A 13,695-nucleotide genomic window follows, 5' to 3' on the forward strand; every position below is an offset into this window, starting at 1 on the left:
CTGAGCCAGGATCAAACTCTCCAAACAAAAACCCCCCACCACACAGGCAGGGCAGCAATCAATCAGAGAAAATCTGACCTAACAAACAAAGACACCAAAACCTGGCATCACAAAAAACCACACCCCAACACGGGGAGTCAGAGCATGGCAAAAAACAACAAACAAAAACCACCAAACACACTATTGAGTTCTCAAACAACACACCCGACTGACCGCGCGAGAGTCCCGCGGCGAATGCCGCCGTTCTCTAGTGCGGGCAGATGAGGACCGCCATCGAAATGGTTGACCTCTGGGAGTCGGCCGCGCTCTCCGGGCTGGGCCCGTGTCGCAGCGACTCCGATAAGTTACGTCAGGGATAACTCCGAGTCAAATGGCCTGCTAGGGCGTGTCTTTGACACTAACCTCCGGCGTCGCGCACGCGGCGTGCGTTGACTCTGGGGATCACAACGCGCCGGTCACGGGATTTGTTCCCAGCCTCCAGGAAAGGGCTGACCTGCGCGTTCTTTCCGTGCCTCAGCCGACCCGCTCGATGCCGGCGATGTTGCGCTTGCCCCGGCGCAGCACCAGCCACTTGCCGTGCAGGAAGTCCGACGGCTGCGGGACCCAGTGGTCTGTGGCGACCTTCACGTTGTTCACCGACACCCCGCCCTCGGCGACGGTGCGCCTGGCTGCGCCCTTGCTCGCCGAAAGCCCGCTGGCGACCAGCAGATCGACGATGGAGTCCGGACCGTCCGGTGCCAGCTCGGCCACCTGGTTGTTGCCGGCCTCGCGCAGCGCGGCGGCCAGCGTCGGTTCGTCGAGGTCGCCCAGTTCGCCGCGGCCGAACAGGGCCCGACTCGCAAGCTCGACCGCCGCCGTCGCGGCCTCGCCGTGCACCAGGTCGGTCAGCTCCCGGGCCAGTCGCCGCTGGGCCGCCCGCTCGTGCGGGCGTTCTGCGGTGATCTGCTCGAGGTCGGCCAGCTCGTCGGCCGACAGGAAGGTGAACCAGCGCAGGTAGCGGACCACGTCGGCGTCGGCCGTGTTGACGAAGTACTGATACCAGGCGTACGGGCTGGTCATCGCGGGGTCGAGCCAGAGGCTGCCGCCGCCGGTGGACTTGCCGAACTTCTTGCCCTCGGAGTCGGTCACCAGCGGCGTGGTCAACGCGTGCACCGTCGCGCCGGCCTTCTGCCGGACCAGCCGGACGCCGGCGATGATGTTGCCCCACTGGTCGGACCCGCCCACCTGCAGCGTGCACCCGTACCGTCCGTGCAGCTCGACGTAGTCGTTGGCCTGCAGCAGCATGTAGCTGAACTCGGTATAGGAGATGCCCTCGCCGTCCAGCCTGCGCCGGACGGTGTCGCGGTCGAGCATGACGTTGACCGAGAAGTGCTTGCCGACATCGCGCAGGAACTCGATGGCCGACATCTCGGAGGTCCAGGTCAGATTGTCGGCGACGACCGCGCCGGTCGGCGACTCGTCGAACTCGACGAACCGCTCCAGCTGGCTGCGGATGCGGCCGGCCCAGTCCGCCACGGTGTCGGCGGTCTGCAGGCTGCGTTCGCCCACGTCGCGCGGGTCGCCGATCATCCCGGTGGCGCCACCGGCCAGCACGATGGGCCGGTGCCCGGCCCGCTGGAACCGACGCAACGTCAGCAGCGGGACCAGATGTCCGGCGTGCAGGCTGGGCGCGGTCGGGTCGAACCCGGAGTAGACGGTGACCGGGCCGTCGGCCAGGGCCTCGGCCAGCGCGGCGCGGTCGGTGGACTGCGCGATGAGCCCACGCCATTCCAACTCGTCGAGGATTTCGCTACCCACGCTGCCGATCTTTCCGTACTAGTCGCTGTGGCCGGGAGCCGGTGCCCGCGGACTTCGCCGGTAGGCCGACACCTCCGGCCGGTCGGCCAGCCAGAACCGCCAGGGCCGATCGGCCGCCTTGCTCACGCCGACCCGGGGACCGGCAGTCGCCGCGCGGGCCACGCCGAGGGTGAGCCGAACCGGGCTGTCGGGAGCGAACAGGTCGATGCCGTTGTCGTGCATGGTGATTCCCAGGGCCGAACAGAGATTGCCCGGACCCCGCGCCAACGCCGCCGGCCGGATCGAGTCGCCACGCCGATTCTGCGCGACGTCCACCCCGGTTTCCAGGGCCGCCGCGCGCAGCAACACTGCGCCGGCGATCCCGTCGCCACCCGACACCACGTTGGCGCAGACGTGGACGCCGTGGCTGCGGTAGGTGTAGAGCCGACCGGCCGGGCCGAACATCACCGCATTGCGCGCTCCGGGGCCGCGGAACGAGTGCGATGCCGCGTCGGGCCACGGCCCGTCAGCGGGACCGCCATATGCCTCCACCTCGACGATCAGGGCACTCGCCCCACGGCCGGTCAGCACCGATCCGATCAACCGTCGAGCCGCGGTAAGCGGATCCCCGGACAGCGGCTCGGCACTCATCGCAGCGATTCTGCCCGCGACCGTTGACAGCGCCGACTGCGGGACCGCACTATTCATCACATGATGAGTTCATCGAGCGATGAATTACTTCACAACGGAGCGGAACCGGCCGTCGTCATCGACCACCTGCACGTGGTCCGCGGAAAGCACGAGGCGCTGCACGACTTCTCGGTGCGGATCGCGCGGGGCACCATCACCGCCCTGCTCGGCCCGTCCGGCTGCGGCAAATCCACCCTGATGCGCAGCATCGTCGGCACCCAGATCGTCGCGTCGGGCACCGTCACGGTGCTGGGGCGGCCCGCTGGGAGTTCCGGACTGCGTCGCCGGGTCGGGTACATGCCTCAGGACCCGACCATCTACAACGACCTGCGGATCATCGACAACGTCCGCTATTTCGCCGCCCTCTACGGCGCCGACGACCAGGACGTCGACGAGGCCATCCACGGGGTTGGTCTCGACGATCACCGCACCGCGTTCTGCGGGGACCTGTCCGGTGGCCAGCGCACCCGCGCGTCGCTGGCGTGTGCCCTGGTCACCCGGCCGGAGCTGCTGGTGCTCGACGAACCGACGGTCGGGCTGGACCCGCTACTGCGGGTCGACCTCTGGGAGACGTTCCACCACCTGGCCCGCAGCGGGATCACGCTGCTGGTGTCCAGCCACGTCATGGACGAAGCGGATCACTGCGACGACCTGCTGCTGATCCGGGACGGCCATCTGCTGGCCCACACCACACCCGCGAAACTACGAGAGGACACCGGATGCAAGTCCCTGGAGGAAGCGTTTCTGTCCGTCATCCGGCACACCACCACGCCCGCCGCCGGATAACGCTGCGGGCCTACACCGCGACGACGACGCGGATACTGCGCCAGCTGGCCGCGGACCATCGCAGCGTCGCGATGATCCTGCTGGTGCCGGTGCTGGTCATCACGCTGATGTACTTCATGTTCCAGGACGTGCCGACCCGCCCGGGCGCGCCATCGCCGTTCAACACCGCCTGCCTGATTCTGCTGGGCCTGTTCCCGCTGTTCGTGATGTTCCTGATCACCTCGATCACGATGCAACGCGAACGAGCGTCGGGCACCCTCGAACGCATCCTGACCACGCCGCTGCGCCGGCTGGATCTGCTCGCGGCCTACGGCACCGCGTTCTCCATCGCCGCGGCCGCACAGGCCATCGTCGCGTGCAGCGTGTCGTTCCTGCTTCTCGGATTCGAAACCCAGGGCAGCTGGGTCTGGGTGTTCGTCATCGCCGTCATCAACGCCGTGCTCGGTGTCGGGTTGGGGCTGCTGGCAAGCGCATTCGCCCGCACCGAGTTCCAGGCGGTGCAGTTCATGCCGGTCTTCATCGTCCCGCAGCTACTGCTGGCCGGGATAATCGTGCCCCGCGCCCAGATGCCCGGCTGGTTGGAGTGGATCAGCAACGTCATGCCTGCCAGTTATGCACTCGAGGCGCTGCAGCAGGTGGCGGCACACCCCGAGTTGACCCATATCGCCGTTCGCGACATCGTCATCGTCCTGGGGTTCGCCCTGCTGGCGCTGGGCCTCGCGGCCGCCACGCTGCGTCGGCGGACCCCGTAAGCCGTTGGCTACCAGCCAGACCCGACGAAGGCCCGGCCGCCCGCCCGGGGCGTCGGAAACGCGTGACCGGATCCTGTCCAGCGCCCGCGAGCTGTTCGCCCGCAACGGATTCAACAACACCCCGATCCGCGCGATCGCCGCCGATGCCGGGGTGGACCCCGCGCTGGTGCATCACTACTTCGGCACCAAGACGCAGTTGTTCGCCGCGGCGATCCACATCCCGTTCGACCCGATGAGCGTGATCGGGCCGCTGCGCGAGGTCCCGGTCGAGCAGATCGGCCGCACGCTGCCGTCGCTGGTGTTGCCGCTGTGGGATTCCGATGCCGGCAAGGGGTTCATCGCCGCGCTCCGGTCGACCATGGCCGGCGGCGACGGCCCCGAGATGTCGCTGTTCCGGTCGTTCCTGCAGGACGTCATCACCGTGGAGGTCGGCGGCCGGGTCGACGATCCGCCGGGCACCGGCCGGCTGCGGGTGCAGTTCGTGGCGTCGCAGCTGATCGGCGTGGTGATGGCCCGCTACATCCTCGAGCTCGAGCCGTTCAAGTCCCTGCCGGTCCCCCAGATCGTCGACACCATCGCACCGAACCTGCAGCGGTACCTGACCGGCGACCTGCCCAGGCTGGGTTAGGACGCGCCCGCCGCGGCGACCAGCCGATCGTGCTCGGCATCGTCGACGGTGACCGCCTCGTCGATCAGCAGCACCGGGATCCCGTCCTCGATCCGGTACGCACGGTGCAGCCGCGGGTTGTACAGCCGGTCGTCGACGTAGAGCAGCGGGCCCCGGTCGTCGGGGCACACCAGGATCTTCAGGAGCTCGGGGTCCAGCGCCATCGCTCAGCGGCCGGGCATCGGGAAGATCGCGTCGTCCCGGACCATCGGATTGCCCGGCGCCCACACCGGCGCACCCGGGCTGCCGGGTGTCGCCACCGGTGGCGCTCCGCTCGGGGCCGCTCCGATGCCCGACTGCGCCAGTTGCTTGCGCTGATAGCTCAACGTCGCCTGCAGCGCCTCGATCAGCGGGCCCTGGTTGGGCCGCTTGTCGAGCGCGGCGGCCAGCGCCTGGGCGTTGGAGATCGAGGGCCGGAAGCCGCGCATCCGCAGCGTCATCACCTGTTCGATCAGCTTGGACACCTGACCTCCGCCCCGGCCGGTCTGGTACTGCTCCGAGATCATCATCAGGATCTGGTCGGGCGAGACTGGGCGCTGCTGCTCGGAGGTCGGGTCGGCCGGTTCGGCCGCCGCCGTGGGCAGCGCGATGCCCGCTGCAAGCCCGCCGACCAGCGCAGACGCAGTCAGCGCGGCGGCAGTGGCCCGGCGCCAGGTGTGTCGTGACATCGATCCTCCTCAGGGGGCTTCACGCCCGAGCACGCGACACGAAGTCGCCGGGGCGAGCCTAACAGTGTGCCCACGGTCGGGCATCACGGCTGACTGCCGACGATCTCGCTGCGTACGGCGATGGTCAAGCGCTTGTACCGATGGGTATCGGGGTCCAGGTACCAGGCGTTACGTGAGGGTTTCGGCACACCCTGTGCGCGCAGTGGCTCGGTCAGCGGACGGTAGGTGGCGGTCAGCGCCATGTCGGTGACCACGTGCACGATGTCGGGCGGATTACCCACCGGGAGCTCGGCGAGGGCCTCGGACAGGTCGGCGGAGGGAACGGTGCCGCCCGGCCGCAATGCCAGCGCGGTCACCGCAAGGGTCGTGCCACCGGCGGTGACCCTGTAGGTGACGGCCATGTCGACGGCGTCGATCCGGCCGACGGCGTCGTTGACGGTGGCGGCGAAGACCGGACCGCGCGCGGTGTGGATCACCGCGGCGCGGTTGTCGACCAGCCAGTAGTCGCCGTCCTCGTCGCGGCGGAAGAGGTACTCCGTGGACACCCAGGTGTCGGCCGGGGCGAACACGCCGCGCTTGACCGATGCCAGCGGGTCGACCGGGCCGCGCGGCCGGGCCAGCAGCACGCCGACCTCACCGGCCTCGGCGTGGCGGACGAACCCCTGGTCGTCCTCCAGGATCAGGTTGTCCTCCGGGTCGTAAGCGGCCAGCGCGATCTCCCCACCGCCGGGCAGCGGCCGCCCCTTGCTGCCGACCTTGACGCCGGCGACGTTGGCGAGCACCGCCTGGCCGTCGGTGGTGGCGAAGAACTCGACGACGTTGGCCGGCTCGAAGACGTCCACGACCCGCTTCCACAGGCCGACGGGCATTCCGGAGCCGATGAACAGCCGGACCGGGTGACTGCCGGTCGACGCGAACGCCGGATCGTCGATCACCTCGCGCAACATCGCCCAGGTGTAGGACACCACGGTGACGCCGTACTGGCGGATCTCCTGCATGAAGCGGTCGGGCCGCAGCTCCCGGGACAACGCGATGCGGGCGCCGCCGACCACGGCACCGCCGAGGCTGACCAGCAGCCCCGACTGGTGGTGCAGCGGGGTCAGGCAGTACACCGTGTCGCTCCGGCTCAGGTTCGCTGCCGAGGCGGTGCCGATCGCCGACAGCGCCCAGCGGAAGTTGGTGATCTGTCGGGCGACCAGTTCCCCGCTGATCGTGCTGAACGCGATGAAGGCCAGGTCTCGTGCCAGGCCCGGATTGGGCCGGTACCAGCCGGGCAGCTCGACGATGTCCGGGTCGATCTTCTCCATGTCGACCACGGCGCCGCCCTCATCGGATTCGGGCAGATGAAGGTCGCGGGACTCACCGCCGCCGAGGACCAGCACCCGGGACTCCAGTGTCCGGGCCACCTGCAGGTTGCTCGGATCGGTGATGACCTCGGTGACCGCGCCGAGCCGGGCCGCGGTGGCCAGGTCGGCATCGGGTGGCATCAATACCGCGACGGCACCGAGCCGGGACAGCGCGGCGATCGCGACCAGGGCGCTGGGCCGCGTCTCCATCAGGACGCCGACATGCGCGCCCTGCCGCACCCCGACCGCGATCAGTCCGTGAACGACGTTGTTGATGCGCCGGTCGACGGCCTCGTAGGTGTGCACCCGCCCGTCGAACAGCAGCGCCTCGCCCGAGGGGAGGTCACGTGCCTGCTCGGACATGATCCGGCCCAGCGAGATGCGGGTGTGGTCGTTGACCTGGCCCAGCCGGGCCAGCCTGGGCAGGGTGCGGGCGGTTTCGACGGCCAGCGTGCGTGCCGACTTGTTGGCCGCGACGATCGCATTGGCGGCCGACCGGGCCAGGCTGAACGCCATCTCGGTGGCCGCGGCGGTGCTGTGCGCCAGCCGCGAGGTCAGCGACACCCCGCTCTCGTCGCTGATCTCGGGTTGCAGCGCCATCGGCGTCACGCCCTCGGGCATGATGCCTCCGCTGTCGAGCCAACGCACCCAGGCTGCGACGGTCGGCCAGGTCTGGGTGGCCGCCTTGGAGCCCACCACCAGACCGAAATGGCCGGCGCGGATCAGATACTCGTAGCAGTCCGCCTCCGGTGCCGCACGCTTGATACCGCGTACCGCGGCCGGCTGGCCGATGTCGTCGACCTCGCCGATGACCGCAAGTACCGGGCAATCGATGTCGGACAGCGTGACGAGGTCGCCGTGGATGGAAAAGCCGCCGGTCATCATCCGGTTGTGTGCGATGAACTGCTTTAGCAGCTCGGAGATCGCCGGCCCGGACCAGGCGATCCAGCCCTCCGAGGCCAGGAAGCGGCGCTGCTGCTCGCGCGGCAGCAACGCCTCACGGTCGTGCAGCTGGCGCAGGAACTCCAGCCGCGACTGCGCGGTCTTGATCGGGTCGAGCATCTGGAACCCGGTCCGGGCCAGCCAGCTCGGGATGTCGATCCGGCTGAACACGTGGTCGGCCATGAAGTCGGCGGCCGCCGGGGCCAGGCTGGCGGGCAGGTTCATCGGCATCGCCGCCAGGGTGTCGACCGGCGCACCGAAACCGATGATGCTGGCCAGGTCTTTGCTGCGGCGGTAGGCGGCCGCCTGGTAGGCGAACATTCCGCCCTGTGAGTAGCCGGCCATGTGCACGTCGCGGCCGGTGGTTGCCTTGACGGTGTCGATGGCCTCGCTCAGCGCCACCACATGGTCCGCCAGGTTGCGCTGCATCCCGCCTTCGACCTTGTCCGGTGAGCCGAAGTCGATCACCCACGGGTCGAGCCCGGCCTTGTGCAGAATCCCCACCGCGCCCTCGTCGCGGGTGACGTCCCACATGTCGGCCGACATCATCATCGGGTGCACCATCAACACCGGTGGGCCGGCCGGTGTGGCCCCCGGGCGGCTGTCGGGCGGGAAGTAGCGTCGCAGCCGGTACATCGGGACGCTCTCGACGATCTGGAACGGTGACGGCACCGCTCCGGTCTCCAGGCCGCCGTACCGCAGCACCTCCAGACCGTTCTGAGCGGTGGCGACCAGCCGCCCCACCGGCCGGGTGATCGCCGAGAGATCCACCACGCGCGCTCCCCTATCTAGCTGGCCGGCCAGTTCGTCTCCCCCGACTGCCGACGTCATCATGGCACAGCCGCCGCCTATCATCGGCGGCTGATGGCTAACCTGGTCAACCTCGAACGGGCCACTGTGGGCTATGGCACCCGCACGTTGCTCGACGGCGTCAGCCTCGGGATCGAGGAGGGCGACGCGATCGGCGTCGTCGGCCGCAACGGCGACGGCAAGACAACGCTGCTGAGAATCCTGACCGGCGCGCAGGAACCCGACTCGGGACGCGTGACCCACACCTCCGGCCTGTCGGTCGGCTATCTGCGGCAGGCCGATGACTTCGAGCGTGGGTCCACGGTGCGCGGCGTCATCACCGGCGGCCACCCCGACCACATCTGGGCTGCCGAGCCCACCACCCGCACGGTGGTGGAGAACCTGCTCTCCGGTGTCGACCTGGACTCCGAGGTAGCTGCGCTGTCCGGGGGCGAACGGCGCCGCGTGGCGCTGGCCGAGGTGCTGCTCGGCGGGCACGACGTCCTGATCCTCGACGAGCCGACCAACCACCTCGACGTCGAGGTGATCGGTTGGCTGGCCGCCCACCTGACCTCGCGGCCGGCCCGTGCGCTGGTCGTGGTCAGCCACGACCGGTGGTTCCTCGACGCGATCTGCACCGCCACCTGGGAGGTGCATGACGGCACCGTCGACGCTTACGAGGGCGGATACGCGGCCTACGTGCTGGCCCGCGCCGAGCGGATGCGGGTGGCGGCCGGCACCGAGGCGCGGCGGCGCAACCTGATGCGCAAGGAACTGGCGTGGCTGCGGCGGGGGCCGCCGGCCCGCACGTCGAAGCCGAAGTTCCGCATCCTGGCCGCCAACGAGCTGATCGCCAACGAGCCACCGCCGCGCGATTCGCTGGTGTTGCAGCGTTTTGCCACCACCCGGCTCGGCAAGGACGTGTTCGATCTGCATCGGGTCCGGCTGGAGGTCGGCGATCCACCCAAGGTGGTGCTCGACGGCGTCGACTGGTCGATCGGCCCGGGGGCGCGCATCGGCCTGGTCGGCGTCAACGGCACCGGTAAGACCTCCGTGCTGCGGCTGCTCGCCGGCGAACTGCAGCCGTCGGCGGGCACCGTCAAGCGGGGCCTGACACTGCGGATCGGCTACCTGAGCCAGGCCGTTCGGGAGCTCGACGGCGCCGACCGGGTCATCGACGCGGTCGAGAACCGGCGCCGGATCACCGAGCTGGCCGGTGGCCGGGAGATCAGCGCGGACACCCTGCTGAAGGACTTCGGGTTCATCGGGGACAAGCTGACCACCCGCATAGAGGAGCTCTCCGGCGGTGAGCGGCGCAGGCTGCAGTTCCTGCGGCTGCTGCTCGACGAACCCAACGTGCTGCTACTCGACGAGCCGACCAACGATCTGGACATCGACACCCTCACCGTCATCGAGGACTACCTCGACGGCTGGCCCGGCACACTGATCGTGGTGACCCACGACCGCTACTTCCTGGAACGGGTCAGCGATGTCACCTACGCCCTGACCGGCGGGGGTCGCTGCGACCTGCTGCCCGGCGGGATCGAGCAGTACCTGGCCGACCGCGCGTCGGCGGACGAGCCGGTCGCCGCCCGAGCCGAACCGGCCCGCAGGGAATCCGCCGCGGCCCGCCGGCGGCGAACCGGAAAAGAACTGGCGCGCATCGAGGGTCAGCTCGCCAAACTGGACGACCGGATCGCCGCGCTGCACGAGTCGATGGCCGAGGCGGCCGCCGACCATGTGCGCGCGGCCGAGCTGAACACCGAGCTGGGCGAACTGACCGACCGCAAGGAATCTCTCGAGGAGGCCTGGCTGTCGCTCGCCGACGACGGCTGAAGATAGCTCAGCGGCGCAGCCGCACCCGCAGCCGGTCCGCGGTGTCGCGCAAAGCGCCGAGCTGACGGGCGACCTGAACCGGTGCGGTGCCGCCGCGCGCGTCGCGGGAGTTCACCGAACCCTCCACGGTGAGCACGTCGCGCACCTCACCCGTCAACTCGGGGTGGATGCCGGTGAGCTCGGCGTCCTCGAGTTCCTCCAAGCCGACACCGCGCGCCTCGGCGGCGCGCACGGCGGCCCCGGCCGCCTCGTGGGCCACCCGAAACGGCACCCCGCGACGGACCAGCCACTCGGCGACGTCGGTGGCCAGCGTGTAGCCCAGCGGGGCGAGCTCGGCCATCCGGTCCACGTCGAAGCGCAGCGTGGCGACCAGCCCGGCCATCGCCGGCAGCAGCAGCTCAAGCTGGGCGACCGAGTCGAAGACCGGTTCCTTGTCCTCCTGCAGGTCGCGGTTGTAGGCCAGCGGCTGCGCCTTGAGGGTGGCCAGCAGACCGGTCAGGTTGCCGATCAGCCGGCCCGATTTACCGCGCGCCAGCTCGGCGATGTCGGGGTTCTTCTTCTGCGGCATGATCGAGCTGCCGGTCGACCAGGAGTCGTGCAGCGTCACGTAGCCGAACTCGGTGGTGCTCCACAGGATGATGTCCTCGGCCAACCGGGACAGGTCCACCCCGATCATGCTCAGCACGAACCCGGCCTCGGCGGCGAAGTCGCGTGCCGCGGTGGCGTCCACCGAGTTGTCCGCGGCGGCGTCGAAGCCGAGTTCCTCGGCGATCGCGTCGGGGTCGAGCCCCAGCGAGGAGCCCGCCAGCGCGCCGGATCCGTACGGCGACACCGCGGCCCGGCGGTCGAAGTCGGCGAGCCGGTCGACGTCGCGCAACAGCGGCTGCGCGTGCGCCAACAGGTGGTGGGCCAGCAGGATCGGCTGTGCGGACTGCAGGTGCGTCTTGCCCGGCATGATCGCGGTGGGGTGTGCGGCGGCCTGGGTGGCCAGCGCGGAGACGACCTCGAGCACACCGTCGGCGACCCGGCGGATCGCGTCGCGCAGCCACAGCCGGAACAGCGTGGCCACCTGGTCGTTGCGGGACCGGCCGGCACGCAACCGGCCGCCCAGGTCGGCGCCGACGCGGTCGATGAGGCCCCGCTCCAGCGCGCCGTGCACATCCTCGTCGGTGACCAGCGGTCCGAAGCTGCCGTCGGCGACGTCGGCGGCCAGGCTGTCCAGGCCGGCCAGCAGCCCGTCACGCTGTTCCTCGGTCAGCAGCCCGGCCCGGAACAGCACCCGTGCGTGCGCCTGCGACGCCCGCACGTCGTAGGGGGCGAGCACCCAGTCGAAGTGCGTCGACTTGCTCAGTGCGGCAAGCGCGTCCGACGGGCCGCCGGAAAACCGCCCACCCCACAGCGAGCCCTCGTTGGTGCTCACGATCGCCCCCGTGGTGCTCGACGAGTGCGCGCATCTGTACGCAATCTGCGGCGTGTCGCTGTGCAGACCCTCCCCCGCAAGCGGGAGGTGCCCCCAGCGCTCGCGGTGGAGGGCGTCACAAGCCCCCCAGGTCCCGGCGCGCCGACAGGCTCGAGGACAGGCCGTGCACGTGCACGAAGCCCTTGGCCGCGGACTGGTCGAAAGTGTCGCCCTCGTCGTAGGTGGCCAGGTTGAAGTCGTAGAGGGATTCCTGGCTTCGCCGGCCGTTGACCGCGATGTGCCCGCCGTGCAGGACCAGCCGCACCTCCCCGGTGACGTGTTCCTGGGTGTTGGCCACGAACGCCTCCAGCGCCGTCTTCAACGGCGAATACCACAGCCCGTCGTAGACCAGTTCGCCCCAGCGCTGGTCGGTCATCCGCTTGAACCGGCCGAGCTCGCGTTCCAGCGTGACGTGTTCGAGCTCGGTGTGGGCGGTGATCAGCACCATCGCCCCCGGGGCTTCGTAGATCTCCCGGCTCTTGATGCCGACCAGCCGGTCCTCGACGACGTCGAGACGCCCGACGCCCTGCGCGCCCGCCCGCGCGTTGAGCTGCTCGATGGCCTGCAGCACCGTCACCGGCTGGCCGTCGATGCTCACCGGCACGCCCTTGACGAACCCGACGATCACCTCGTCGGGGACTCCCCAATTGACCGTGGGGTCCTCGGTGTAGTCGTAGACGTCCTTGGTCGGCGCATTCCACAGGTGCTCCAGGAAGCCGGTCTCCACGGCGCGACCCCAGACGTTCTGGTCGATCGAGAACGGCGAACGCTTGGTGACGTTGATCGGGATCGCGTTCTCCTCGGCGAACGCGATGGCCTTCTCGCGGGTCCACGCGTAGTCGCGGACCGGCGCGAGCACCTGCAGATCCGGTGCCAGCGAGGCGAACCCGACCTCGAAGCGGACCTGGTCGTTGCCCTTGCCGGTGCAGCCGTGCGCGACGGTGCCGCCGCCGTGCTCGCGGGCAGCCTCCACGAGGTGCTTGACGATCAGCGGCCGGCTCAGCGCCGACACCAGCGGGTAGCGGTCCATGTACAGCGCGTTGGACTTGATGGCCGGCAGGCAGTACTGCTCGGCGAACTCGTCGCGGGCGTCCACGACGACGGACTCCACCGCGCCGCAGTCCAGCGCACGCTCCCGCACGACCTCCATGTCCTCGCCGCCCTGGCCGAGGTCGATGGCGACGGCGACGACCTCGCGCCCGGTCTCCTTGCCGATCCAGCTGATCGCCACGGAGGTGTCCAGACCGCCGGAATACGCCAGGATGACGCGCTCGGACCCGGACTTAGGCATGGGAACTCCTTCTTGTCGTGCTGCTCAGGCTCGAGACAGGTGTTCGACCGTGGCGGCGAGCTCCGCACCGGTCATCGGTTCACGGGCGACCACCAGGATGGTGTCATCACCGGCGACGGTGCCGACCACGTAGGGCAGTGCGGCCCGGTCGATCGCACTGGCCAGGTAGTGCGCCGCACCCGGTGGGGTGCGCAGCACCGCCAGGTTGGCGCTGGCGTCGGTGGACACCAGCAGATCACCGAGCAGCCGCGACACCCGCTCGGTGCCGCCGGTCACGCCGCGCACCGGGCTGCCGTCCTCGGGCACGACATAGGACCCGACACCGCCGTCGGCGCCGCGCAACTTGACCGCGCCGAGTTCCTCGAGATCCCGCGACAGCGTCGCCTGGGTGACCTCGATGCCCTCGTCGGCCAGCAGTGCGGCGAGCTCGCTCTGGCTGTGCACCGACCGCGCCGACAGCAGCGCGACGATGCGCGCCTGCCGGCCGGCCCGGGTGGTGGCGGCGGTCACGGGTGCCCTCGCTCTTCGCGCAAGCGGCTCATCGGTGTCCTCGCTCTTCGCGCAAGCGGCTCATCGGTGTCCTCGCTCTTCGCGCAAGCGGCTCATCGGTGCTCCAGCAGCCACACCAACAGCGCCTTCTGTGCGTGCAGCCGGTTCTCCGCCTCGTCCCACACCGCGCTCTGCGGCCCGTCG

General features: G+C 69.7%; 13 protein-coding genes. 4 read left to right on the forward strand and 9 right to left on the reverse strand.

Annotated features, from left to right (window positions below; all coding sequences use genetic code 11):
* Positions 1 to 513: 513 nt before the first annotated feature.
* Both tyrS and JDV09_RS19590 read right to left on the reverse strand, forming a co-directional pair.
* Positions 514 to 1,797 (reverse strand): tyrosine--tRNA ligase, encoded by a 1,284-nt coding sequence (gene tyrS / locus JDV09_RS19585; RefSeq protein ID WP_221370804.1) that lies wholly within the window; start codon positions 1,795 to 1,797, stop codon positions 514 to 516.
* Positions 1,798 to 1,815: 18 nt separating this feature from the next.
* Entirely contained in the window at positions 1,816 to 2,427 is a 612-nt protein-coding gene (locus JDV09_RS19590; protein WP_221370805.1) for a DNA-3-methyladenine glycosylase, read from the reverse strand.
* A gap of 60 nt (positions 2,428 to 2,487) precedes the next feature.
* Between JDV09_RS19590 and JDV09_RS19595 the strand changes: the two genes are divergently transcribed.
* Genes JDV09_RS19595 through JDV09_RS19605 form a run of 3 tightly spaced genes read left to right on the forward strand, consistent with a single transcriptional unit; the run spans position 2,488 to position 4,632 of the window.
* On the forward strand, positions 2,488 to 3,252 hold the full coding sequence (locus JDV09_RS19595; protein ID WP_221370806.1) for an ABC transporter ATP-binding protein: 765 nt from the start codon (positions 2,488 to 2,490) through the stop codon (positions 3,250 to 3,252).
* Positions 3,186 to 4,004: an ABC transporter permease gene (locus tag JDV09_RS19600; protein WP_221370807.1), complete on the forward strand. Its 819-nt coding sequence runs from the start codon at positions 3,186 to 3,188 to the stop codon at positions 4,002 to 4,004. The genes JDV09_RS19595 and JDV09_RS19600 overlap by 67 nt, the downstream gene beginning before the upstream one ends.
* 4 nt (positions 4,005 to 4,008) lie before the next feature.
* The gene (locus JDV09_RS19605) at positions 4,009 to 4,632 is read left to right on the forward strand and encodes a TetR/AcrR family transcriptional regulator (protein ID WP_221370808.1); all 624 of its coding nucleotides are present in this window, start codon (positions 4,009 to 4,011) and stop codon (positions 4,630 to 4,632) included.
* Here the strand turns inward: JDV09_RS19605 and JDV09_RS19610 are convergent.
* The 3 genes from JDV09_RS19610 to JDV09_RS19620 all read right to left on the reverse strand — a co-directional run bounded on the left by JDV09_RS19610 (position 4,629) and on the right by JDV09_RS19620 (position 8,458).
* Entirely contained in the window at positions 4,629 to 4,835 is a 207-nt protein-coding gene (locus tag JDV09_RS19610; RefSeq protein WP_221370809.1) for a Trm112 family protein, read from the reverse strand. The genes JDV09_RS19605 and JDV09_RS19610 overlap by 4 nt on opposite strands.
* A gap of 3 nt (positions 4,836 to 4,838) precedes the next feature.
* Positions 4,839 to 5,339 (reverse strand): hypothetical protein, encoded by a 501-nt coding sequence (locus tag JDV09_RS19615; protein ID WP_221370810.1) that lies wholly within the window; start codon positions 5,337 to 5,339, stop codon positions 4,839 to 4,841.
* 83 nt (positions 5,340 to 5,422) lie between these two features.
* Positions 5,423 to 8,458: an acyl-CoA synthetase gene (locus JDV09_RS19620; protein ID WP_255605666.1), complete on the reverse strand. Its 3,036-nt coding sequence runs from the start codon at positions 8,456 to 8,458 to the stop codon at positions 5,423 to 5,425.
* Between the two features lie 33 nt (positions 8,459 to 8,491).
* On the opposite strand from JDV09_RS19620, the gene JDV09_RS19625 reads away from it, so the two are divergent.
* Positions 8,492 to 10,252: an ABC-F family ATP-binding cassette domain-containing protein gene (locus tag JDV09_RS19625; protein WP_221370811.1), complete on the forward strand. Its 1,761-nt coding sequence runs from the start codon at positions 8,492 to 8,494 to the stop codon at positions 10,250 to 10,252.
* A gap of 7 nt (positions 10,253 to 10,259) precedes the next feature.
* Here JDV09_RS19625 and argH read toward each other — a convergent pair whose 3' ends face one another.
* The 4 genes from argH to JDV09_RS27530 form a co-directional block, all read right to left on the reverse strand.
* Positions 10,260 to 11,672 carry an argininosuccinate lyase gene (gene argH, locus JDV09_RS19630; protein WP_221370812.1) on the reverse strand — a complete coding sequence of 471 codons (1,413 nt, stop codon included), beginning with the start codon at positions 11,670 to 11,672 and terminating at the stop codon, positions 10,260 to 10,262.
* A gap of 115 nt (positions 11,673 to 11,787) precedes the next feature.
* Positions 11,788 to 13,002 carry an argininosuccinate synthase gene (locus tag JDV09_RS19635; protein ID WP_221370813.1) on the reverse strand — a complete coding sequence of 405 codons (1,215 nt, stop codon included), beginning with the start codon at positions 13,000 to 13,002 and terminating at the stop codon, positions 11,788 to 11,790.
* 24 nt (positions 13,003 to 13,026) lie between these two features.
* Complete coding sequence (locus JDV09_RS19640) at positions 13,027 to 13,512, reverse strand: arginine repressor (protein ID WP_221370814.1); 486 nt, start codon at positions 13,510 to 13,512, stop codon at positions 13,027 to 13,029.
* A 92-nt stretch (positions 13,513 to 13,604) separates the two neighbouring features.
* On the reverse strand, positions 13,605 to 13,695 hold a 91-nt coding region (locus tag JDV09_RS27530; RefSeq protein ID WP_255605670.1), incomplete at its 5' end, for a hypothetical protein.

Source organism: Mycolicibacterium xanthum (assembly GCF_019710635.1).
Classification (GTDB): domain Bacteria; phylum Actinomycetota; class Actinomycetes; order Mycobacteriales; family Mycobacteriaceae; genus Mycobacterium; species Mycobacterium xanthum.

Coding starts and splice junctions, on each gene's coding strand:
- JDV09_RS19590 (WP_221370805.1), bottom strand. CDS start 2,427: ATGAGTGCCGAGCCGCTGTCCGGGGATCCGCTTACCGCGGCTCGACGG.
- JDV09_RS19595 (WP_221370806.1), top strand. CDS start 2,488: ATGATGAGTTCATCGAGCGATGAATTACTTCACAACGGAGCGGAACCG.
- JDV09_RS19600 (WP_221370807.1), top strand. CDS start 3,186: ATGCAAGTCCCTGGAGGAAGCGTTTCTGTCCGTCATCCGGCACACCAC.
- JDV09_RS19610 (WP_221370809.1), bottom strand. CDS start 4,835: ATGGCGCTGGACCCCGAGCTCCTGAAGATCCTGGTGTGCCCCGACGAC.
- JDV09_RS19615 (WP_221370810.1), bottom strand. CDS start 5,339: ATGTCACGACACACCTGGCGCCGGGCCACTGCCGCCGCGCTGACTGCG.
- JDV09_RS19620 (WP_255605666.1), bottom strand. CDS start 8,458: ATGACGTCGGCAGTCGGGGGAGACGAACTGGCCGGCCAGCTAGATAGG.
- JDV09_RS19625 (WP_221370811.1), top strand. CDS start 8,492: ATGGCTAACCTGGTCAACCTCGAACGGGCCACTGTGGGCTATGGCACC.
- JDV09_RS19635 (WP_221370813.1), bottom strand. CDS start 13,002: ATGCCTAAGTCCGGGTCCGAGCGCGTCATCCTGGCGTATTCCGGCGGT.